This window comes from Rarobacter faecitabidus, from assembly GCF_006716265.1.
In the GTDB taxonomy this organism is placed as follows: domain Bacteria; phylum Actinomycetota; class Actinomycetes; order Actinomycetales; family Cellulomonadaceae; genus Rarobacter; species Rarobacter faecitabidus.
Genome location: NZ_VFOS01000001.1, coordinates 730,368 through 752,527, shown reverse-complemented (window position 1 = coordinate 752,527; position 22,160 = coordinate 730,368). Strand labels below are relative to the sequence as shown.

15 protein-coding genes, 2 tRNA genes and 1 pseudogene are annotated in these 22,160 nt (G+C 64.2%); 9 read left to right on the top strand and 9 right to left on the bottom strand.

Going from position 1 to position 22,160, the window contains the following annotated elements:
• Nucleotides 1-260: 260 nt before the first annotated feature.
• Nucleotides 261-4,502 carry a glucodextranase DOMON-like domain-containing protein gene (locus FB461_RS03365; RefSeq protein ID WP_170222594.1) on the top strand — a complete coding sequence of 1,414 codons (4,242 nt, stop codon included), beginning with the start codon at nucleotides 261-263 and terminating at the stop codon, nucleotides 4,500-4,502.
• 318 nt (nucleotides 4,503-4,820) lie between these two features.
• Here FB461_RS03365 and FB461_RS03360 read toward each other — a convergent pair.
• Nucleotides 4,821-4,893: transfer RNA gene (locus tag FB461_RS03360), tRNA-Asn, on the bottom strand.
• A 133-nt stretch (nucleotides 4,894-5,026) separates the two neighbouring features.
• Here FB461_RS03360 and FB461_RS03355 point away from each other — a divergent pair.
• From FB461_RS03355 to FB461_RS03340, 4 genes are all read left to right on the top strand, one after another.
• Nucleotides 5,027-5,236, top strand: a complete 210-nt coding sequence (locus FB461_RS03355) for a CsbD family protein (RefSeq protein ID WP_142118960.1) — start codon at nucleotides 5,027-5,029, stop codon at nucleotides 5,234-5,236.
• Nucleotides 5,237-5,242: 6 nt separating this feature from the next.
• Nucleotides 5,243-5,509 carry a GlsB/YeaQ/YmgE family stress response membrane protein gene (locus tag FB461_RS03350; RefSeq protein WP_142118958.1) on the top strand — a complete coding sequence of 89 codons (267 nt, stop codon included), beginning with the start codon at nucleotides 5,243-5,245 and terminating at the stop codon, nucleotides 5,507-5,509.
• 215 nt (nucleotides 5,510-5,724) lie between these two features.
• Nucleotides 5,725-5,798: transfer RNA gene (locus FB461_RS03345), tRNA-Ile, on the top strand.
• Nucleotides 5,799-5,832: 34 nt separating this feature from the next.
• The gene (locus tag FB461_RS03340; protein ID WP_142118956.1) at nucleotides 5,833-6,180 is read left to right on the top strand and encodes a hypothetical protein; all 348 of its coding nucleotides are present in this window, start codon (nucleotides 5,833-5,835) and stop codon (nucleotides 6,178-6,180) included.
• Between the two features lie 279 nt (nucleotides 6,181-6,459).
• Here the strand turns inward: FB461_RS03340 and FB461_RS03335 are convergent.
• From FB461_RS03335 to FB461_RS03315, 5 genes and pseudogenes are all read right to left on the bottom strand, one after another.
• Nucleotides 6,460-6,759, bottom strand: a pseudogene (locus FB461_RS03335) (NAD(P)H-dependent oxidoreductase); the annotation flags it as partial.
• A 114-nt stretch (nucleotides 6,760-6,873) separates the two neighbouring features.
• A complete protein-coding gene (gene dnaG / locus FB461_RS03330; RefSeq protein WP_142118954.1) occupies nucleotides 6,874-8,778 on the bottom strand; it encodes a DNA primase in 1,905 nt (634 codons plus the stop codon).
• 29 nt (nucleotides 8,779-8,807) lie between these two features.
• Nucleotides 8,808-10,085 carry a deoxyguanosinetriphosphate triphosphohydrolase gene (locus FB461_RS03325; protein ID WP_142118952.1) on the bottom strand — a complete coding sequence of 426 codons (1,278 nt, stop codon included), beginning with the start codon at nucleotides 10,083-10,085 and terminating at the stop codon, nucleotides 8,808-8,810.
• Entirely contained in the window at nucleotides 10,085-11,278 is a 1,194-nt protein-coding gene (dusB, locus tag FB461_RS03320; RefSeq protein ID WP_142118950.1) for a tRNA dihydrouridine synthase DusB, read from the bottom strand. The genes FB461_RS03325 and dusB overlap by 1 nt, the downstream gene beginning before the upstream one ends.
• A 31-nt stretch (nucleotides 11,279-11,309) precedes the next feature.
• Complete coding sequence (locus tag FB461_RS03315) at nucleotides 11,310-12,704, bottom strand: glycine--tRNA ligase (RefSeq protein WP_142118948.1); 1,395 nt, start codon at nucleotides 12,702-12,704, stop codon at nucleotides 11,310-11,312.
• 291 nt (nucleotides 12,705-12,995) lie between these two features.
• Between FB461_RS03315 and FB461_RS03310 the strand changes: the two genes are divergently transcribed.
• The 4 genes from FB461_RS03310 (at nucleotide 12,996) to FB461_RS03295 (ending at nucleotide 18,455) form a co-directional block, all read left to right on the top strand.
• The gene (locus FB461_RS03310; RefSeq protein ID WP_142118946.1) at nucleotides 12,996-14,186 is read left to right on the top strand and encodes an ROK family transcriptional regulator; all 1,191 of its coding nucleotides are present in this window, start codon (nucleotides 12,996-12,998) and stop codon (nucleotides 14,184-14,186) included.
• A gap of 193 nt (nucleotides 14,187-14,379) precedes the next feature.
• Nucleotides 14,380-15,951, top strand: coding sequence for a multiple monosaccharide ABC transporter ATP-binding protein (gene mmsA / locus FB461_RS03305; RefSeq protein WP_142118944.1), 1,572 nt, complete (start codon nucleotides 14,380-14,382; stop codon nucleotides 15,949-15,951).
• Between the two features lie 35 nt (nucleotides 15,952-15,986).
• Nucleotides 15,987-17,225: an ABC transporter permease subunit gene (locus FB461_RS03300; RefSeq protein ID WP_142118942.1), complete on the top strand. Its 1,239-nt coding sequence runs from the start codon at nucleotides 15,987-15,989 to the stop codon at nucleotides 17,223-17,225.
• A gap of 99 nt (nucleotides 17,226-17,324) precedes the next feature.
• A complete protein-coding gene (locus FB461_RS03295) occupies nucleotides 17,325-18,455 on the top strand; it encodes a substrate-binding domain-containing protein (RefSeq protein ID WP_142118940.1) in 1,131 nt (376 codons plus the stop codon).
• A 349-nt stretch (nucleotides 18,456-18,804) separates the two neighbouring features.
• Here FB461_RS03295 and FB461_RS03290 read toward each other — a convergent pair whose 3' ends face one another.
• The 3 genes from FB461_RS03290 to leuA are packed head-to-tail and all read right to left on the bottom strand — an operon-like array spanning nucleotide 18,805 to nucleotide 22,137.
• Nucleotides 18,805-19,605 carry an isoprenyl transferase gene (locus FB461_RS03290; protein WP_142118938.1) on the bottom strand — a complete coding sequence of 267 codons (801 nt, stop codon included), beginning with the start codon at nucleotides 19,603-19,605 and terminating at the stop codon, nucleotides 18,805-18,807.
• The gene (recO, locus tag FB461_RS03285; protein ID WP_142118937.1) at nucleotides 19,598-20,368 is read right to left on the bottom strand and encodes a DNA repair protein RecO; all 771 of its coding nucleotides are present in this window, start codon (nucleotides 20,366-20,368) and stop codon (nucleotides 19,598-19,600) included. Before recO ends, FB461_RS03290 begins: the two co-directional genes overlap by 8 nt.
• A 23-nt stretch (nucleotides 20,369-20,391) precedes the next feature.
• On the bottom strand, nucleotides 20,392-22,137 hold the full coding sequence (leuA, locus tag FB461_RS03280; protein ID WP_142118936.1) for a 2-isopropylmalate synthase: 1,746 nt from the start codon (nucleotides 22,135-22,137) through the stop codon (nucleotides 20,392-20,394).
• Between the last annotated feature and the right edge of the window lie 23 nt (nucleotides 22,138-22,160).

Genomic DNA, 22,160 nt, shown 5'->3' with positions numbered 1-22,160 from the left:
TCGCGCCCACCTAGCCACCACCCTCGCGGAATTCTGCCGCCGACTACGGTCAGGTCGCCGCGACCTGCGTCCGCCAGCGATATTTAGATTCCTTTTGGACATATAACTCGGCTTTTGCGTGTGGATTATGGTGGTATATGATTCACAAACTCAATGGTGAGTTGCCGGCCGCATCGGAGCATCCGGCCATCTCGCCTGAATCAGCACGAGCGTCTCACCGTCGATCGCCTCGAAAGGTAGCCGTGAAACTCTTCAGCAGAATGTCCAGCGCCGTCGCACTCACCGTCGCGATCGCGCTTTCCGGAGGGAGCCTCGCGGCGACGGCGGCTAACGCGCAGACGACCGCGCCCGCATCGCAGGACGCGGGCGACTGGGTGCTCACCTCGTCCAATCCGTTCACGGACAGCTACCACCCGACTTTCACCGGCAACGGCTACTTCGCCGCCCGCATTCCCGCGACGGGCCAAGGATTCAGCACGCACGCCGTGCCGACATCGTTCGAGATCAACGGGCTATTCACCGGCCGGGACGTCGCCGACATAGCGGATGACAACGCGGGCAACGTAAGCAAGCAGTGGCGCGTGTCTGGCCCCGGGTGGACAGGCCTGACCGTAGCGGACGATTCGGGTAGCTTCGATGAGGCATTCGACACCCCGTGCATCGTCGGGAACGCTTGCCAACTCGAGGATGCTGCGCTCTCGGGCGGGCTGGGGAAGGCGACGAACCACCGCGGCTACAAGGGCAGCGGATTCGTGGACAACTGGGGCAACGTCGGCGCCACGGCGCGACTTTCCGCCACCGGTATGACCGCCGGTACTCAATACGACGTCGTGGTCCGCTATGCGGCCGGATGGCCCGGGAGCGACGTCGTGGGAAACCGCGCACTGACGCTGAGCGTGGGCGGCGTTGAATCCACCATCGAACTCCCCAGCACGCCCGAATGGGATCAATGGGCAGAGGTACGCCAGACGGTCGCATTCGACGCGACGCGGGCACCCGTGGCTCTGAGCTGCAAGTCGGGACAAGACTGCCGTGTCAATGTCGATCAGCTGGCCATCGTGCCGGTCGGCGCGGCCACGCCGGAGAACTCGTCCACGCCCACGATGGCCGACCGCGGCCTCGCGGGCTATGCCCAAGCCCTGGATCTGAAGACGGGCGCGATCACCACGGCGGCGACCTGGACCTCCCCGAGCGGACGGGTCACCGACGTCAAGTACACGGTCCTGACGGATCGGTCCCACGACCAGCGCGGAGTCGTCCGGGTCGAGGTCACCCCGCAGTGGAGCGGCCAGCTCACCGTCACCGATGTGCTGGACGCCCGTCCGACCGAACAGGTGAAGGAGTTCACCCCGCACCGCGACGCAGCGACCAGCACCATCGGGCTGACCACTGAGCTGAACCACACGGACCTGTCCGCGACGTACGCCTCCACGCTTGCCGGACCCGGGGTGCTGAGCGCGACCGCGCAGGAAGCCATCTCTGACGACTCCATCGGCCAGACGCTCACCGCGCCGGTCACTGCAGGGGAAACGTACGAGTTCGTCAAGTTCGTCGGGCTCACCACCTCGGACGACGATGAGAACAGCTACTCCGCCGCTGCCGTGATCGCGGCGGGTGCCAAGAGCTCCGGCTACGCGTCTGTCCGAGCCGCCAACGACGCGGCATGGGATCAGATCTGGCAGGGCGATATCCAGGTCAAGGGCAACGACGAGTTGCAGAGCCAGATTCGCGCTTCGCGCTTCTACCTCATCGCAAGCGTCGGGGAACGCGCCTGGTCGCCCTCTCCCACGGGGCTCTCGTCCAACAACTACGGCGGGCACGCGTTCTGGGACACCGAGACGTGGATGTGGCCCTCACTCCTGGCACAGAATCCCGACATCGCGGCGGGAGTCTTGCAGTATCGCTCCGATCGCATCGACGATGCAGCATGGAACGCCGCCAACACACTCGAACGCAAAGCGTCCCAGCAGGGCAACGACAATGCGGCGATGAACAACTTCGAGCGCGTGGCGTATGACGGAATCCGGTTCCCCTGGGAGGGCGGGTACACCGGCCGCGAGAGCACCGAGTCCTACTTCTTCGGCGGCCACGAGATCCACATCACGGCGGACGTGGCACTGGCCTTCTGGCAGTACTATCTGGCAACCGGGGACGAGCAGTGGCTCGCCGACAAGGGCTGGCCGATCATCAGCGGCACAGCAGACTTCTGGGTATCCCGCTCCACGCTCGGCAGTGACGGCAAGTACCACGTGCTCAACGTGACGCCGCCCGACGAGTGGGCCTCCAATGGCAACCGCGGTCGGGACGACAACCCCTACACCAACGTCGCGGCGTCGAAGAACATCGAGATCGCGCTGCAGGCGGCGCAGATTCTCGGGCACGCGGCGAAGCCCGCGTGGTCTGCCCGGGCCGGGCACTACTACATCCCGATGGACGATTCCCGCGGCGTGGCACTCGAGTATGCCGATTACGACGGCCGGACGATCAAGCAGGCCGACGTCGTCATGCTTACCTACCCTTGGGAGCACGCCCAGAGCACTGAACTCACCGGACGCAACCTCGACTACTACTCGACCAAGGTCGATGAGCACGCCAGCCCGTCCATGACGGACGCCATGCACTCGATCGTCGCGGCCGAACTGGGCCGGGCAGAGGAGGCCTACTGGTACACCCAGCGCAGCGCTGGCGGCTTCCTGCGCGGGGAGTTCAACCAGTTCACCGAGGAGCGAAGCGGCGGGCACGCCTTCACCTTCATCACCGGGGCCGGCGGCTTCCTGCAGGAGTTCTACTACGGATACACGGGGTTGCGCTGGCGAGACGACGGGATTGCACTGAACCCCGTCCTGCCCAGCGCGCTCGATGAGATCAAACTCACCGGAATGAAGTATCAGGGAAGCACCTTCGATATCGAGATCGGCCCGGCGAGCACGACCGTAACGGTGACCGGCGGCGGACCGCTCACCATCGAGGGCGCCGGAACCGCATCCGTCGGGTCGCCGCTGTCGATCGACACCAGGAAGTCCGTCGACAGCGGGAACGACGACGGATACGGCACGCTCATCGGCACGCTCAGCGCTGAGCCGGGCAACGACAACGGCCCCGGAACGTATGTGTACCCGGGCAATGACGTCTTCACCGAAGGCTCGTTCGATATGACCGATTTCAAGGTCTACCGCGACGGCGACAAGGTGAATCTGGTGACGCGCGTGAACGGGGAGATCCTCAACCCGTGGGCGCTGGAGGCGATGAGCCTGCAACTCGTGCATGCCTACATTCGCACCGCCGACGCCACCACAACGGGTGTCACTCCGGCACTTACCGGCACTAACGTCAATACTGAATCGCCATGGCAGTACGTCGCCATCGCCAATCCGCGACAGCAGGGCGGCAGCATCGGCGGGACGGGGCTATACGATGCCGCCGGGAACCTCGTCGGGCAGGCCACGCTGACGGTGAAGCGGCACAGGGACATCGTCCTGCAGCTTCCCGCCACCGCCCTGACCGGGGTCGATCTGTCCAAGGCATCGTTCGCCGTCGCGATGATGGGCGCCGACGAGAACCCCGCCATCTCCAACGTCAGGCAGGCCTATGACTGCACCGACCCGGCGAACGCCAGCTGGGTTCCCGACTGGCGATTCTGCGGGGGCCTGGGGCACACGCTCGACGCGCTGCCGTTCGACTCGGACATCACCGATCCGAACGTGATCAAGACGTTCGTGCCCGCCGGCGTGAGCCAGTCGGATGTCTTGGCGCCCCGCGGCGGCGGTGCGATCCTGCCGTTCGTGGGCCTCACCGTGGACGAGCCCTCCGTTCCTTGCGAGGAGACGGGCACCTGCCCGGTGGTGCCGTGTGAGGAGACGGGCACCTGCCCGGTGGATCCAGGCACCCCCGTAGCGGTCACGGTCTCCGCGCCGACGCTGTCGAAGTTGACGCAGGCCTACAACTCAGTGGCGAACCGCCGTGCCACACTCACGGCGCGGGTGACGGGCGCGACCGGTGGCGTGGTGGCATTCAACTCCGGTTCGCGCAGTCTGGGTCAGGCTCCGGTGCGTAAGGCGGGCAACTCATACGTTGCCACGCTGGTGCTACCTGCGACGCTCCCCCGCGGAACGTATGCGAACCTGACTGCGCACTTCACCGCACCCGATGGACGGAAGGCCAGTTCGGCCGCGAGCAAGCAGACTCTGCGCGTGGTCAAGGCGAAGACATCGTCGGTGAAGATCGTCACGAAGAAGTTCAAGAAGGGAACTCGTCCGACGCTTCGGGTAAAGATCGCGACACTGACCAACGGACGCCAGGCAACCGGACGCGTGCGGATCAAGGTCGGCAAGAAGACCGTCCGCACGGTCAAGGTTGTCGCCAAGAACAAGGGCAGCGTTACCGTTCGGCTGCCCAAGCGCTACCGCGCGACCATCAAGGTCAAGGCGACCTATGTGCCGACGCCCAAGGCAAGCGTTGAGGGCAAGGCATCCAAGGTCGTGAAGGTGCGCGCGACGCGCTGACACGTCGATAGGTAGGACGCGGGCCGGTGCCGTCATTGGTGCCGGCCCGCATCCGCGTGCCGTGGGAACCTACCGAGGGAGCGCTTTGCTGCCTTGATCGGCGGGCGCGAAGAAGATGTCGCCAAGCCTCCGATATCGAACCGTGCGTGAGACGCGTGCCAGGAGGTAGGGCAGGCAGGGCGGCATTGATCCCAAGGCACAGTTGCTATCGGGAACCATGGGGAATCCAACCAGCCGGCATTGCGCACTGGCGTGCCGTTGGAGTGGCTGGAGACAGGAAAAACCCCCACTCCGGATGGTCCGGGTGGGGGTTCTGGGCTCCTGCGGCTGGACTTGAACCAGCGACCGTCCGATTAACAGTCGGATGCTCTGCCAACTGAGCTACGCAGGATCGCGTAGATAACTGTAGCAGGATTCTTGCCAGGTCCAAATCCGGTGGAAGTACCCATAAGATGCGCTTTCCACCAGACACTTCTACGGTGGAGAGGTCCGCAATAATCCGATGCGAACCGGAGGTGGTTCTGATGGGTCTCGGCGATAAGTTGAGCAATTCGGCTGAGGAATTCAAAGGCAAGGCGAAGGAGACTGCCGGCGACGCAAGCGGCGACGAGCAGCTGGAAGCGGAGGGAAAGATCGACCAGTTCAAGGCGAACACCAAGGACACGGTTGAGGACCTTAAGGACAAGGCGGCCGAGGCGTTCAATCGCGCCGCCGACAAGGGCGAGGAGCGCTGATCGATCATGGGTCTACTTGCATACGCGTTGGTCGGGATCATCTGTGGATCCCTGGCGAAGGCAATTCTGAAGGATCGCGCCGTCGGTGGATGGGTAGCGAGCCTGGTCATTGGAATGATCGGAGCTGTGGTGGGCGGCTGGTTGGGCGTCCTTCTCTTCGACATAGGACTCGGCGACCTGGGCGACATTCGAACCTGGCTGCTATCGCTGGCTGGCTCGATCGTGGTACTGCTCATCTACACGAGCCTTACCGGGAAGCGCGCCCGCGCGTAGTTCTCGCCCGGTAGCAATTTCTTGGGACGGGATTCGCGCAGAGCGCGGATCCCGTCCCTCTTTGCTTGAACCCCCACCGGGCGCACAGTTCGCCCCTCAAGTGCCGCCCCCTACAACTATGAACCGAGTCCCGACGGAACCCGGGCAGCACGTCCATCTGTCAGTGTCGGGTAGGATTTCCTGCGACCCTTCCTCGCCTTGTGCGGCAGGGTTGGGGGGCGATAGCTCAGTCGGTTAGAGCAGCGGACTCATAATCCGTCGGTCCTGGGTTCAAGTCCCAGTCGCCCTACTTATGAGGCCAGCGGGACCTCCTCAATGAGGAGATGGGCGAGTTCTCGGCAGCGAGCCACGTATTTCTCGAAGTGGGCCGCCGTGGCGATCCGCGCGGCTGGTTCATGGCAGCTCAAGCGCACGAGGCAGAAGAAGAACTCGGTCATGCACTGGAGTACTACACGCGGGCGGATGCGCTGCCGGAGGCGCAATTCAGGAAATTTCGCGTGCTGCAAGCGCTGGGCCGGTCGGGCGATGCGTTGCAGCAGTTACGACAGAGCGTGCACTCGAGCTGGGAATGCGCCACAACTTGGGACTCGACAATCCCGACGAGGTCTCCTGCGAAGACCGCATTGACCTACTGGAGGAGCACCTCAGGCGCGACAACCGGCACGTCCTGATAACACTCGCCTTCTGAAGGAGGAAGAGGGGGAGGTCGAGTCGGCGCGAGACCTGCTGGAACAGGCACGATCACACGGCGAGCCTCACGCGCTATTCAACCTTGGGGTCATCCTGATCCAGCATGCGCTCGACCCTGCACAGGGTGCGAGGTTGGTGCGCAACGCCGCGAAAAATGGCGACAAACTGGCGAGGAAATTCAAGAAGAAGCACCTGCCGAAATCGGCGGCCCACTAGCAAGCGGCGCTATACAACCTTCCCACGCGCGCGGCGCGCCCCGGCTAGGCGATGATGCCATGGGCGCGCAACCGGGAAACGGCACGAACGGCGATGCGCTCGATCCGGCCTGCAAGTTCTGCTCCCACTTTCCCGCCCTCGAAGTCATCGCTGCTTGCATAAATTCCCGCAGGGAAAACGTCCGCCTGGAAGAACCCGAACAGCGGCCGTAGTTGGTGTTCGATGACCAGCGAGTGCCGCCGCGAGCCCCCGGCTGCCGCCAGCAGGACGCGCGAATCGGTCAGAGCGTCCTGGTCGAGCAGGTCGATGAGGTGCTTGAACAGTCCGGTATAAGAACCCTTGTAGACCGGCGAACCGTGAGCGCGAGTGGGGGCCGGAAGTTTCTCCTTCCGACCCCCACTCGAGCCGCTTGCACCAGCGCGTCCCGCCGCAACTGACGATCGTAAATTGAGTTGCCCCTAGTTCGCCGCTTCACGCAGTTGCCTGCGGTGCATTTCCAACGCCATGAGATCGGCCATCGCCTGGTTGAATTCGTCGGAACTCTCCTGTCCCTGCAACCGGGCCAGCCGTGCGCGCTGATCGGCGATACGGCGCACGAGGACCACGTCGAGCACCTTGATGACCAGTCCGCGCACGTAGTTCTCGATGGCGTCGGCGCGATCCTGCGGAAGTGGGCTCGCGGCCATCTCACTCATCGTCGAGTGGAGCGCCTCGGGCGCAGACTCCAGCAGGTTCTCCAGCCATCTGGCCGGATGTTCAAGGTCGCATGCCCCTACCCCGCCGACCGCCCGGATCGCGTCATGGACGGCCCTGGCAGTCGGCACGGAGAACGTGTCCGGCCCCAGCGAGTCAAAACTGGCGGCGGGCACGTACTGCGGGAACTGGAGCACAGCGCTCAGCACGTCGTATTCGAGCTGCACCAACGGATCGCGCCCGGCGGCCCGGCTACCCGGCGAACCGGCCTGTCGTCCTCTGCCCTCGCCGATATCGGCGTTTCGCCGCCCCTTCGCCTCACGCGAGATGATCGATCGGACCTCCGCAAGCGGCAGCCCAGTCAGTCCGGCCAGCCGCCGCTCGTACTCGGGGCGCAACGCAGCATCGCGAATGCGCGCGATGACGGAGGCGGCGGAGCGGACGGCCCCTACTCGTCCCTCCGCGGTGTTCACGTCGAAGTTGCTGACCACAGTCTCGAGCACGAACTCGAACAGGGGTTTGCGTGAGTCGACGAGTTCCTGCACCGCCCGTGGTCCTCGCGCCATCCGCAGTTCGCACGGGTCCATACCCCCCGGGGAGATCGCCACGAACGTCTGCGCGAGGAATTTCTCGTCCTCCCCGAACGCGCGCAGCGCAGCCTTTTGCCCCGCGGCGTCGCCATCGAAGGTGAAGATGACTTCGCCGCCGAGCGATCTCCCGCTCGCCAACTGAACCCCGCCGCCCGAACTCGTGTCACCGAGCATGCGCCGCACGACGCGCGCGTGTTCACTGCCGAAGGCCGTGCCGCAGGTAGCGACCGCCGACCCCACGCCCGAAAGGTGCGCGGCCATCACGTCGGTATAGCCCTCCACGACGACGACTCGCTGATCCTTGGCGATGGCGCGGCGAGCCAGATCGATGCCGTAGAGCACCTGAGACTTCTTGTAGAGCGCCGTCTCAGGGGTGTTCAGGTACTTCGGCCCCTGGTCATCGTCGAAGATCTTGCGGGCGCCAAAGCCGATAACCTCCCCGGTCACGTCCCTGATCGGCCAGATCAGCCGACCGCGGAATCTGTCATAGACGCCACGCTGTCCCTGCGTGACGAGTCCGGACGCAAGGAGTTCTGCCTCGGTGAACCCGCGTCCCCGGAGATGACGCAGAAGCGAGTCCCAGCCCGTCGGGGCGAACCCCACCCCGTACGTCTGCGCCGCCTCGCGATCGAAACTGCGCTCGCGCAGGAATTCTCGTCCCGCGCTCGCCTGCGCGGAGCCGAGCTGCTCGGCATAGTACTGTCCTGCGACGCGATTGGCGTCCAGGAGCCGCGATCGGGTTCCGGTGTCGATGCCGGAACGGCCGGAACCGCCATCCTCGTATTCCACCTGGACGCCAAAGCGGGTGGCGAGGTACTCCACGGCGTCGGTGAATCCCATCCCATCAATCTTCTGGACGAAGGAGATGACGTCGCCGCCCTCGCCGCATCCGAAGCAGTGCCATCGACCCATCGTGGGGCGCACGTGGAACGACGGCGACTTCTCGTCGTGGAAGGGGCACAGGCCCTTGAGCGAGCCGATTCCGCCGGTACGCAGCGTGACATGCTCGGCGACGACCTCGTCGATGCGTGCGCGCTCGCGCACCTGATCGACGACTTCGCGCTTGATGAGTCCGGCCACAAGCAGATTCTAGTTCGGCCGTGGACGGGTTAGGCCGGGATGCACAGTCGCTCGTGCCACTTGACGGCCGAAATGTCGGTGAGCGAGGCCACCTGGTCGATCACGACCCGGAGCCGCTCATCCGCGGACGTCGCCGCGAACCAGTCGGCCTTGAACTGGATCTCGAGCGCGTCGGGGCCGCGGTCATAGATGGTGCGAACGAGCTGCGTGAGCAATCGGCGCTGGGCGGTGTAGGCCGGCTCGGCCTCACGCGGCGCCATGACGTAGGCTACGGCCGTGCCCTTTAGGACGAGGATCTCGGCGACAGTTTCCGGCGGCACGATTAGATCGGCGTCGTATCGGACGAGAGCTCCCGCGCCGTAGCGCTCTCGCGTTGCGACCTCGGCCGCGCGCACGAATCGCCCGATGAGCGCGGACGTCAAGTTCTTCAGTTCCGCCAGCGCGCGCCTCGTCCCGTCGAAGCCGCGCAGGAGGAGGCCATCGTCGTCGAGGCGCGAGATCGCGTCGCGAACCTGGGTCGGCGAGACAACGCCGCCATACCACGCCTCCACTGCGGCGAGCACGCGCGACCTGCCCTCGTCAGCGGCGAGTTCGGCCAGGTCCATGCGCCCCGACGCGACGGCATCCTCGACGTCGTGCACCGAGTAGGCAACGTCATCCGAGAGGTCCATCACCTGCGCCTCTAGGCACTTCACGCCAGGAGTGGCGCCGTCGCGCAACCATTCGAAGATCGGTAGGTCGTCCTCGTACACGCCGAACTTGTGCGTCCGCCTGCCGTCGAGGCTCACGGGCCGTTCGGAGAAGGTCCAGGGATATTTCACCGATGCGTCGAGGCTCGCGCGCGTCAGGTTGAGCCCAGCCGATCGCCCGGCGGAGTCTATGTACTTCGGTTCGAGCCTCGTCAGCAGACGGAGCGTCTGGGCATTCCCCTCGAACCCGCCAATGTCAGCGGAGGCCTCGGCCAGGGCGCGTTCACCGTTGTGACCGAACGGCGGATGTCCGAGGTCATGCGCGAGGCACGCCGTGTCGACCACGTCGGGGTCACATCCGAGCGCCTTGCCCAGTTCCCGGCCGACCTGGGCGACCTCCAGGGTGTGCGTGAGGCGATTGCGCACGAAGTCGTCCGCCGAGGGCCCGAGGATTTGCGTTTTCGCGCTCAGCCGCCGCAGCGCAGAGGAGTGGACGAGTCGCCCGCGATCCCTTTCGAATGCCGTCCGGGACGGGTTCTTGCGCGGTTCGGCGACCCAACGCGCAATATCGTGCGAGGTGTAACGGGCGGCCGCTGACGGCTCGGGCACGCGCTCCATCAGCCACCGGACACATCGAGCTCGGCCTCTTCGAGGCGGGCTCTGTGCTCGTCGCTCAACTCGCGGGAGTCGAGCCAGCCGTGGGGCAGGTGCGGCTGCTTGGGCGTGCCCTGCCGCCCGCGCTGCCCCTCCGCCGCAACGCCCGGATAGGGCGCATCCAGGTCGAGGCCATCGAGTTTTTCGCGCAGATCCTTAAGCGAAGAGATCATCGCGAGCCCGCGCCGCGCATCGCCGCCCACGGGATACCCCTTGAGGTACCAGGCCATGTGCTTTCGCAGATCGCGGCAGCCCTTGTCCTCGTCGGCATAGAAGTGCGTCATCAACTCGCCATGGCGAAAGATCGTGTCGGCGACCTCGCGCAGACCGGGGCGCACGCGCCGCTGCGATCCGGTCATGACCGCCTCGAGATCGGCGAAAAGCCAGGGCCTCCCCTGGCACCCCCGCCCCACCACGACGCCGTCGCAACCGGTGACTCGCATCATCTCCACCGCGTCCTCGGCCGACCAAATGTCGCCATTGCCCAGCACGGGTATCCGCGTGACCTCGGCCTTGAGCTTCGCAATGGCGGACCAGTCGGCGCGCCCCGAGTAGTACTCAGCGGCCGTGCGACCGTGCAGCGCCACCGCAGCGATCCCCGCCTCCTGCGCGATGATTCCCGCCTCAAGGTAGGTCTCGTGATCGGCGTCGATTCCCTTGCGCATCTTGATGGTGACGGGGATGTCGTAGGGCGACGCAGCCTCGATCGCCGCATCAAGGATCCGGGTGAAGAGTTCGCGCTTCCAGGGAAGGGCCGCGCCGCCACCGCGGCGTGTCACCTTGGGAACGGGGCAGCCGAAGTTGAGGTCGATGTGATCGGCGCGCCCTTCGGACGCGATGATCTTCACCGCGGCGCCCACCGTCGCCGGATCCACGCCATAGACCTGCGCTGATCGCGGGCGCTCGTCATCATCGAAGGTGACGATCTGGATCGCCTGCGGATTGCGCTCCACCAGCGCCCTCGACGTCACCATCTCCGCAACGTAGAGGCCGCCGCCGTTCTCCCGGCAGAGTCGGCGGAACGCCGCGTTCGTGATGCCCGCCATGGGCGCCAGGACCACCGGGACAGGTACCGTGATGTTGCCGATGGTGAGCGGCGCGATCTCCGGAGAATCGCTAGTCGTTCGCCCCTCGATCAGCTCCTGCGCGATGGTCACCTCGCACCCCCTACCCCAGACATGCGGACGATCAGGCGCCGATCAGCCTTGCGGCCAGGTACTCGCGTACCTTGTCGAGACTCACGCGCTCTTGCGCCATGGTGTCGCGCTCGCGGATCGTCACGGCCTGGTCTTCCAGCGTATCGAAGTCGACCGTGACGCAGAACGGCGTGCCGATCTCGTCCTGGCGGCGGTATCGCTTGCCGATAGCCTGAGTGACGTCGTAGTCCACGTTCCAGAAGCGGCGCAGTTCTGCAGCAAGGTTCTCCGCCGTGGGAAGAAGGGCATCCGTCTTGGACAGCGGCAGGACCGCAGCCTTGACGGGTGCGAGCCGCGGATCGAGCCGAAGCACCGTCCGCGTATCGACTCCGCCCTTGGCGTTGGGGGCCTCGTCCTCGTGATAAGCCTCGACGAGGAACGCCATCAGGGAGCGGGTCAGCCCGGCGGCCGGTTCGATCACGTAGGGGACGTAGCGCTCGCCGGTCTGCGGGTCGAAGTAGGACAGGTCCTTGCCGGAGTGCTCTTTGTGCGTGGTGAGGTCGAAGTCGGTGCGGTTGGCGATGCCCTCGAGCTCACCCCAGTCCGAACCCTGGAAGCCAAACTTGTACTCGATGTCGACCGTGCGCTTGGAGTAGTGCGAAAGTTTCTCCTGCGGGTGCTCGTAGTGGCGCAGGTTGTCGCGGCTGATGCCGAGATCGGTGTACCAGTCGGTGCGGGTATCGATCCAGTACTGGTGCCATTCCTCGTCAGTGCCAGGAGCGACGAAGAACTCCATTTCCATCTGCTCGAACTCGCGCGTGCGGAAGATGAAGTTACCGGGAGTGATCTCGTTGCGGAACGATTTTCCGATCTGCCCGATGCCGAAGGGTGGCTTCCGGCGCGCCGCACCCATGACATTGGCGAAGTTCACGAAGATCCCCTGGGCCGTCTCCGGACGCAGGTAGTGCAGTCCCGATTCGTCCTCGACCGGGCCGAGGTAGGTCTTCAGCATCATGTTGAAGTCGCGCGGCTCGGTCCACTCGCCGCGGGTACCGCAGTGGGGGCATGGCAGGTCGGTCAGCGCTACGGCGTCCGGATCGGGCAGACCCTTGCGGCTCGCGAACTCCTCCTGCATCTGGTCGACGCGGAACCGCTTGTGGCAGCTCAGGCACTCCGTCAGCGGGTCGGTGAAGACACCAACGTGACCAGAAGCGATCCACACCTTGCGGGGCAGGATGATGGACGAGTCGAGGCCGACCACGTCCTCGCGTCCGCGCACCATAGCCTGCCACCACTGGCGCTTGATGTTCTCCTTGAGTTCCACACCCAGTGGCCCGTAGTCCCACGCGGACCGAGTGCCGCCGTATATCTCACCCGCCGGGAATACGAATCCGCGCCGCTTGGCCAGGGAGATCACAGCGTCGAGTTTGGACGTCGTAGCTGCCACTGTTTAACTCACTCCATTTGGTGTGTCGGGTCGCTCCGAAGGGTGCGACGAGAAATCCAGGCTGCGACCGATCCCAGCAGGAAGGCCGCCATCCGCTATAGCCTACTCGGCCGGCCATGTCCGTGGGGATGCGCCTGCGCCCACCGCGCCTGTCGGGTGGCCGCGCTCGGACCGACGATGCCGTGGACTGAGCCACGGCTGACCAATTCGTGATTGCAAGTCCTTGCCAATCATCTCGCACGCAGCGTTCATAGCTTGACGACAAGGCCGTCATGCGTCAGACTTCGGGACATGAACCGCGCAAAGGCCAGCGCCAGTCCCACGTCACGCGACACGGGCTCGCAACGGGCGCTCCGCCTGCTCAACACTCGCAAGGTCGTCGACACCCTCACGCGCAATGGAGCGCAGACCCAGGCCAATCTCGCCCGGCTCACCGGACTGTCCGCCGGAACGATCTCGAACATCGTTCGCGATCTGGTCGACGAACGACGGGTCGAGACGACCTCCGTCGTCAGCTCGGGTCGGCGATCTGCCATGGTGTCGCTCGTTCCGGACCCGCGGATCGTCGTGGGGATAGACGTGGGTCGCACCCACATGAAGGTCATGGCCTCCGACACGAGCCATCGCGTGTTCGGCCGCCGCCACAAGAAGTTCGGCGTGGACCAGTCCCCCACCGACGCGTTCGGGCAGGCGAGGAAGATGATAGACGAGCTGCTGGACGAGTTCGAGATCCCGGCCAGCCAGCTCGTGCAGGTGGGAATAGCGGTGCCGGCCTCCGTCGATCCGCAAACCGGGCGAGTCGCCCAGGGCTCGGTGTTGCCGCACTGGGCGGGATACGACCTCACGACACTCGCCACCGAAGTCCTTGCAGTTCCAGCGATCGTCGAGAACGATGCCTCGCTCGGGGCATTGGCCCAACTGGCTTTCGGCTCGAAGCCGACCGGCGGAACCGTCGTGTTCATCAAGGTCGCCGCCGGCATCGGCATCGGCGTTGCCATCGATGGCAAGGTATACCGATCAACGTCCGGACTCAGCGGCGAGATAGGGCACATTCAGATTTTCGATGGCGGGGACATCTGCTACTGCGGTAACCGCGGGTGCCTCGAGACGCTGGCCTCGTCCCGCCGGATCGTTGCCGATCTCGCTCACGTGAGGCAAGACCCGAACGTCACGCTCGATGACGTCATCCGCGGTGCTCGCAGCGACGATCCCGCGGTGCGCCGCATCCTCACCGAGGCGGGCAGTGCACTCGGCAGGATCGTTGCCTCTATCGCGAATATCTTCGGTCCGGACATCATCGTCGTGGGTGGTCCGGTAGCCCCTGCCGGTGACGCGTTCCTCAATCCGGTGGTGCACGCGGCACGTCAGCACGCGCTTCCGGCTGCCGTCGCGCAGACCGAGTTCATGATCTCCGAATTCGGAGACGAAGACGAGGTACGAGGCGCCTGCGCGCTGGCCCTGCACCAGGTTTCGGGGCGTTGACCCAGGGCCAAACATCGGACGAATGCGACGGAAATCAGACAAGTCGCACGCGCCATGTATCAATCTAGTAACACTGTGGACATTTTCTGCCTACATAGTTTGACGGCACGACCCCAGACGGATTAGCGTCGCCAGTGGTGCCAAGGATGGTGCTTAATTCCAGATGACATGCGATGGAGCGTGAGACAGATCGATGACTGAGAACCAAGAGTCGGTTGCCAAGCATCCTGTGATCCTCGAGATGCGCACAATCACCAAGGAGTTCCCTGGTGTTAAGGCGCTCGACCAGGTCACTATCAAGGTGCGAGCTGGCGAGATCCACTCCATCTGCGGTGAGAACGGAGCCGGCAAGTCCACCCTCATGAAGGTGCTGTCGGGCGTGTACCCGCACGGCACTTACAAGGGAGACATCTTCTTCCAGGGTGAAGAGCAGCGCTTCAGCAACATCAAGGCGTCGGAGCACGCGGGCATCGTCATCATCCACCAAGAACTGGCGCTGATCCCCGAACTCTCCGTCACCGAGAACATCTTCCTCGGCAACGAGATCAAGAACCGGTTCGGCGCCATCGACTGGGCCGTGGCCCACGCAAAGGCCGCCGAATGGACGGCGCGAGTCGGTCTCGATGTCGACCCCTCGACGCCGGTCAAGCAACTCGGTGTCGGTCACCAGCAACTCGTCGAGATCGCCCGAGCGCTCGCCAAGGACGTGAAGCTGCTCGTGCTCGACGAGCCGACCTCGGCGCTCAACGAGGAAGACTCCGCCCACCTGCTCGACCTGATGCGCGGCCTGCGTTCACGCGGCATCACCTGCATCATGATCTCGCACAAGCTTAACGAGGTCGCGGCAATCTCCGATGGCATCACGATCATCCGTGACGGCCAGACCGTCGAGTCCTACGAGACGATCCCGGGACAGGTCGACGAGGACCGCATCATCCGCGGCATGGTTGGTCGCCCGCTCGACAACCGCTACCCCACTCACGAGCCCAACATCGGCGAGGTGCTCTTCGAGGTCCGCAATTGGAACGTCGAGAGCCCCGTCATTCCGGGCCGTGTCATCTGCAAGAACTCCTCATTCAACGTTCGGCGCGGTGAAATCGTCGGCTTCGCCGGACTCATGGGCGCGGGACGCACTGAACTCGCCCGGTCGATCTTCGGAAACTCCTACGGAATCTTCCACGGCGGCCAGGCTTTCCTGGGCGGAAAACGGCTCAAGCTGAACAACGTGCAGGACGCGATCGACGCCGGTCTCGCTTACGTTCCCGAGGATCGCAAGGTGCTCGGTCTGAACCTGCTGGACGACATCAAGAAGACCATCGTCTCGGCCGACCTTCGCAGGATTAGCAACCACAAGGTCATCGACTTCGACCAGGAGTACCTCGCTGCGGAGGAGTACCGGAAGTCGCTGAGAATCAAGACCCCTTCCGTCAACGAAGGCGTCGGCAAGCTCTCCGGCGGTAACCAGCAGAAGGTGGTTCTCGCCAAGTGGATGTTCACCCAACCCGAGGTCCTCATCCTCGATGAGCCCACGCGTGGAATCGACGTAGGTGCCAAGTACGAGATCTATACGCTGATTCAGCGTATGGCGGACGCCGGCAAGGCCGTCATCGTCATCTCGTCCGAACTCCCGGAACTGCTTGGCATCACCGATCGCATCTACACGATCTTCGAAGGTGCGGTCACCGGTGAGATCCTCACGAAGGACGCCGATCAGGAAATTCTCCTGCGACTGATGACCGGTACGGCCCCGGCCAAGGCCAGCTAACCCATCCCCACTCAAAACTGAAGGAAAACGCGACGATGAAGTCATTGAAGCAGGTGCTCGGGGGCGACGTACGCCAGTACGGCATGCTCCTTGCACTGGTAGTGCTGACGCTCTTCTTCCACTGGAAGACCGATGGCAAGGTGCTCACGCAGTCCAACGCTGCCAACATCCTGAACGGAAACGCCTACATCCTCGTGCTGGCGATCGGCATGGTCATGGTTATCGTGATCGGCCAGATCGACCTGTCCGTCGGTTCGGTTGCCGCCGTGGTCGGAATCGTGGTGGCGCTGTCCATCAAGAACTGGGGCATTCCCTGGTGGCTCGGCATCCTGCTCGGCCTCGGCGTGGGTATGGTCATCGGCGCATGGCAGGGATTCTGGCTAGCGTATGTCGGCGTGCCAGGATTCATCACGACCCTGGCAGGCATGATGCTCTTCCGCGGTCTCAACCAGTACATCGGAAAGTCCGTCTCGACGTCAGTGCCCGAGCAGATCAAGACGATCGGTGGCGGTTACCTGCCGAACCTCGGCGGACTCTCGTTCGTCAACGGTTCCACGCTCCTCCTCGGCGTCCTCGCGCTTCTCGCCGTCGTGTACGGCGAATTCCGCAAGCGTGCCAAGCTGACGCACCTCAATGTGCCCACCGGACCCATCTGGGCCTCGGGTGTGCGCATTCTCCTGACGGCCATCGTCATCGGCTACGCCGTCTACCTGTTCGGCCACGGACAGCCCGACCGCCTGTCGTTCCCTGTCACCGGTGTGATCCTGGCCGTGCTGGTCATCGTCTACCAGTTCGTCACGCAGCGCACCCCCTTCGGTCGCGCCATCTACGCCGTCGGTGGTAACCGCGCAGCTGCACAGCTCTCGGGTGTCAACACGCGCGCCACGTACTTCTTCACGATGGCGAACATGTCCTTCCTCGCAGCCGTGGCGGCCGTGCTCTACATCGGCCGTGCAGGAGCCTCGGGTGGGCAGGACGGCACCAACTGGGAGCTCGACGCGATCGCCTCGGTCTTCATCGGTGGTGCGGCGGTCTCCGGTGGTATCGGGACCGTGGTCGGCTCCATCATCGGTGGTTTGGTCATGGCTGTGCTCAACAACGGCCTGCAGCTCCTCGGTGTCGGTGCCGACTGGCAGAAGATGATCAAGGGTCTCGTTCTGCTGGGCGCCGTCGCATTCGACCTCTACAGCAAGACGCAGGGCAAGCCCTCGCTGATCGGCCTGATCCAGCGGACCTTCGGTGGCCGCAAGTCGGCTGAGAAGGCCACCGCGTAGTCCCCAGTCAGTTTTCCTCAATCCCCGGTGGATCCGAGACGGATCCTTCGGAACCCAACCGCATCACATTCCCGTGATGCACAACCGAAAGATGGTCCCATGAAGAAAATCACAGTTGCCCTTACGGCACTGGCGGCAGTTGGTGCTGTCGCACTCGCGGGCTGCAGCAGCGACTCGACGTCGTCCGCACCCACAAAGCCCACCGAAACCGGCTCCAAGACCCCCGGCGGCGACGCTGCTGGCTTCGAAGACGGCGCCACGATTGGTATCTCGCTGCCGCAGAAGACCTCGCAGAACTGGGTTGAGGCTGAGCAGCTCTTCAACCAGGGTCTGAAGGCCGCTGGCTACAACCCGGTCGTTCAGTTCGCGAACAACGGCGCTGCGGAGCAGCAGAGCCAGATCGAGGCAATGATCCAGCAGGGCGCCAAGGTCATCGTCATCGGCGCCGTCGACGGTTCGCAGCTCTCGACCCAGGTTGAGGCCGCTCGCGAAGCTGGCATCAAGATCGTCGCGTACGACCGCCTCATCAAGGAGACCGACGCTGTTGACCTGTACGTCGCGTACGATAACTTCAAGGTCGGCGAACTCCAGGGCCAGGCGCTGCTCGACGGTCTCGCTGCCCGCAAGGGTGCCGGCCCGTACAACATCGAGCTGATCGCGGGCTCGAACGACGACGCCAACTCGAAGCCGTTCTTCGAGGGTGCGATCAGCGTCCTGCAGCCGAAGATCGACGACGGCACGCTGAAGATCCTCTCGGGCCAGACCACCCAGGAGCAGGTTGCCACCGAGGGCTGGGACCCGGCCAACGTGCAGAAGCGTATGGACTCGATCATCTCTGGTTTCTACAAGGACGCCAAGCTCGATGGCATTCTCTCCCCGAACGACACCCTCGGCCGTGCAGCCATCGCCTCGGCAACTGCTGCTGGTCTGGATGTCCCGGTTGTGACCGGTCAGGACTCTGAGGACGACTCCGTTGCCTCGGTCGCCAAGGGCGAGCAGTACCAGACGATCTTCAAGGACACCCGTGGCCTCGTTGACGCTGTGCTGAAGCAGATCGACCTTGCCAAGGCTGGCCAGGAGTTCTCCTCGAACGGTGTTGCCAACAACGGCACCATCGACGTCCCGGCTGACTACCTGACCCCGGTCTCGGTCACCCAGGAGAACATCCTCGAGGCCTACGCGAACGACGAGGCTCGCCTCGACATCGCTAAGAAGAACCTCGCTTCCTGATCTGACTGAGGATTCCACTCCGGTGGAACCCATGTGAGATCTCGGGAGAGATATCCTCCGGTGGGGCCCGGGCCGCGAATGCGGTTCGGGCCCCACCCTTTTGCCCAAAAACGGCCGAGGTGCCGATTTAACCAGAGTTGAATCGGCACCTTTCGGCATCACGCTCAGATAATACGTTGGTCGCGACAGTTGGCTGGGTCCCGCTCCCGGCCCGCCTGCTGGCACGAGGATGGGGTATTGTGACGACGCACCTCGACGCCCAGCGATCGGTGACAGGGCATATGGGTTAGGCGAGACGATCAGCCGTTCCGAGATCAGGGAGTACGTCCCGGACGATCATCTGACAGCGTTACTCTCCCGGAGCGTCGTCTCCCGCGACGGCATCCTTCGCCCCTCCGTAGCGACGATCTCTGCTGGCATACTCCTCGATCGCCCGCCATAGATGCGTTCGGTCGACGGCCGGCCACGGCTCCGGCAGGAACACGAACTCAGCATAGGCCGACTGCCAGAGCATGAAGTTGGAGATTCGCTGCTCCCCGGAAGACCGCAAAAACAGGTCGACGTCCGGCAAGGAGGGCTCATCCAAATGCGCCTGGATCGTCTTCTCACTGATGCTTCGGGGGTTCAGCTCGCCGGCCGCCACCTTCTGGGCAATGGTCCTGACAGCGTCGGCGATCTCAGCGCGACCGCCATAATTGACGCACATGGTCAGCGTGAGGACGTCATTGTCCTTGGTGCGTTCCTCGGCACGTTCAAGTTCGTTGATGACGGATCGCCATAGGCGCGGTCTGCGGCCAGCCCAGCGAACGCGCACGCCCCATGAGTCCATGGCGTCAATGCGCCTGCGTATGACATCCCGGTTGAAGCCCATCAAGAACCGCACCTCGTCCGGCGACCGCTTCCAGTTCTCAGTGGAGAATGCGTACGCCGAGACGTGCTTGACGCCGATCTCGATCGCCCCGGCGACCACGTCGAGCAGCACCTGCTCCCCCGCTTTATGTCCCTCGATGCGCGGTAGGCCGCGCGAGTTCGCCCAGCGTCCGTTGCCGTCCATCACGATGGCGACATGCCTAGGCACGAACTCCGCTGGAATGGCCGGGGGAAGCTCCCCTCCGGGGTGCTGCGGAGGGCGCAGGTATGATCTAGGCACTTCCCGCCTCCAACGTCGGTTGCGATAGCGGCCAGTTCTGCTCCACGAACGGCAGGGAGCGCAAGGAGCGCTCGAGGTGGAATTGGCTGAATGCAGCGACGAGGCCGCTGGCGTCCTTGGACGAGCGCTCCGTAGCGGTGTCGATCACGTCCCACTCCCCCGCGAGTAACGCCCCGAGGAGACTCATCACCTCTGGTGCCGGTGCTGCGGAGCCGGGCGGACGGCAGTTCGAACAGACCGCGCCGCCCCACTGGGCCGAGAACGCGCGGTGCGGACCGGGCGCCCCGCACCGCGCGCACTCATCGAAACTCGGCGCATAGCCAGCGATTGCTATCGATCTCAACAGGTACGAATCCAGCACCGATCGTGCTGAGTGGTCGCCTCGCGCAAGCGTTTTGAGGCCGCCGAGAAGCAACCAGTACTGCTGGATGGCGGGCTCGTGCTCCGCAGCGACGATGCGTCCCGCCGCCTCGAGCATCGTTGTCCCCGCGGTGAACAGCGCATAGTCCTCGCAGATCCCCCGGGCGAGGGCGTCGAGCGTCTCCACCTGCGTGATCGTGTCGAGGCTCCTGCCCTGGAACGTCTGGACATCCACGTGCATGAACGGCTCTACGCGCGCCCCGTACTTCGAGCCGGTCTTGCGTACCCCCCGGGCAACCGCCCTCGTTTTACCTCGTTCACGGGTGAGCATGGTGACTATCCGGTCAGACTCCCCCAGTTTGTGGGTTCGCAGCACGATGGCTTCGTCACGGAATAGCGGCACTCCACCATTATCCCGCCCGCGCGCTATTTTCCGTTGCGGCCGCGCCTGTTGATCGCCGAGATGATCGCTTTGAGCGACGCGGTGGTAATGGACGGGTCGATTCCCACGCCCCACAGCACCTCCTCGTCGCCGAGGCGGCACTCGACATACGCGGCTGCGGTTGCATCGCCGCCGGACGAGAGTGCATGCTCGGCGTAGTCCAGGACGGTCACGTCCACGCCACGCGCCGCGAGGGCGGCCACGAAGGCCGCGACTGGCCCATTCCCGGTTCCCGAGATGGTGACGAGCTGTCCGTCGTCGAAGATGTCGGCTTCCAGGCTGTCCGGGCCGTCGTTGCCGCTGGAAGCGCGCGTACCTCTGAGCTCAAAGCGACCCCACGGCTCAAGTTCTGACCCCTCGCCGGCGGGCAGGTACTCGTCGGAGAAAATGCGCCAGATGTCGTCGCCCGTGACCTCTTGGCCATCCGCGTCAGTGACCTGCTGGACCACGCGTGAAAACTCGATCTGCAGTCGGCGCGGCAGGTCGAGGTCCCGTTCGGAGCGCAGCAGGTAGGAAATCCCACCCTTCCCCGACTGGGAGTTGACCCGGATGACGGCTTCGTAACTGCGGCCGACGTCCTTGGGGTCGATCGGCAGGTACGGCACCGCCCATGACAGGTCATCGATGGTGATCTGTCGCTCGTCCGCGGCCGACTGCAGTGCTTCCAGCCCCTTCTTGATCGCGTCCTGGTGCGAACCGGAGAACGCGGTGAATACCAGATCCCCGGCGTACGGGTGACGCTCGTGGACGTCGATCTGGTTGCACTCCTCAACGGTGCGGCGAACGTGATCGATGTTGGAGAAGTCGATCTGCGGATCGATTCCCTGGCTGAAGAGGTTCATGCCCAGGGTGACCAGGTCAACATTGCCCGTGCGCTCTCCGTTGCCGAACAGGCACCCCTCGATCCGATCCGCTCCAGCGAGGTAGCCGAGTTCCGCTGCGGCCACGGCGGTTCCGCGGTCGTTGTGCGGATGCAGGGAGACGATGAGTGATTCGCGGTTCTCGAGGTGCCGGCACATCCACTCGATCGAATCGGCGTACACGTTCGGGGTGGCCATCTCCACCGTCGCAGGAAGGTTCACGATCGCCTTGCGGTCGGGAGTGGGCTCGAAAACGGCCATGACCTCGTTACAGATGCGAACCGCGAACTCGAGTTCCGTGCCGGTGTAGGACTCGGGCGAGTACTCGTAGAAGATCTCCGTCTCGGGGATGGTCTCCTCGAACTTACGGCAACGCTTGGCCCCCTCCACCGCAATGTCGACGATGCCGTCCATGTCCTTGCGGAACACGACCTCGCGTTGCAGGATCGACGTCGAGTTGTACAGGTGAACGATGGCGCGCCGCGCGCCGCGTAGAGATTCGTACGTGCGAGCGATGAGATGCTCTCGTGCCTGCGTCAGTACCTGGATGGTGACGTCCTCTGGGATGAGGTCGCGTTCGATCAGCAGGCGGACGAAGTCGAAGTCCGTCTGCGAGGCCGAGGGGAATCCCACCTCGATCTCCTTGTAGCCCATCTCAACCAGCAGGGTGAACATCCGCAGTTTGCGCTCGGGGTTCATGGGTTCGATCAGTGCTTGGTTTCCGTCGCGCAGATCCACGGCGCACCAGCGAGGGGCCGCTCCAATGCGCTTATCGGGCCAGGTCCGATCAGGCAGGTCGACGGTGATTTGTTCGTGAAATGGCAGGTACTTGTTGACGGGCATACCCGAGGCCCGTTGCGTGAAATACATCGAATTTCCTTTGGCTGAGATTG

What these genes read in the sequence shown, in the direction of transcription:
- FB461_RS03365 (WP_170222594.1), top strand. Translation starts at nt 261, where the DNA reads ATGTCCAGCGCCGTCGCACTCACCGTCGCGATCGCGCTTTCCGGAGGG.
- FB461_RS03355 (WP_142118960.1), top strand. Translation starts at nt 5,027, where the DNA reads ATGGGTCTCGGCGATAAGTTGAGCAATTCGGCTGAGGAATTCAAAGGC.
- FB461_RS03350 (WP_142118958.1), top strand. Translation starts at nt 5,243, where the DNA reads ATGGGTCTACTTGCATACGCGTTGGTCGGGATCATCTGTGGATCCCTG.
- FB461_RS03340 (WP_142118956.1), top strand. Translation starts at nt 5,833, where the DNA reads ATGGGCGAGTTCTCGGCAGCGAGCCACGTATTTCTCGAAGTGGGCCGC.
- FB461_RS03325 (WP_142118952.1), bottom strand. Translation starts at nt 10,085, where the DNA reads ATGGAGCGCGTGCCCGAGCCGTCAGCGGCCGCCCGTTACACCTCGCAC.
- FB461_RS03310 (WP_142118946.1), top strand. Translation starts at nt 12,996, where the DNA reads ATGAACCGCGCAAAGGCCAGCGCCAGTCCCACGTCACGCGACACGGGC.
- mmsA (WP_142118944.1), top strand. Translation starts at nt 14,380, where the DNA reads ATGACTGAGAACCAAGAGTCGGTTGCCAAGCATCCTGTGATCCTCGAG.
- FB461_RS03300 (WP_142118942.1), top strand. Translation starts at nt 15,987, where the DNA reads ATGAAGTCATTGAAGCAGGTGCTCGGGGGCGACGTACGCCAGTACGGC.
- FB461_RS03295 (WP_142118940.1), top strand. Translation starts at nt 17,325, where the DNA reads ATGAAGAAAATCACAGTTGCCCTTACGGCACTGGCGGCAGTTGGTGCT.
- leuA (WP_142118936.1), bottom strand. Translation starts at nt 22,137, where the DNA reads ATGTATTTCACGCAACGGGCCTCGGGTATGCCCGTCAACAAGTACCTG.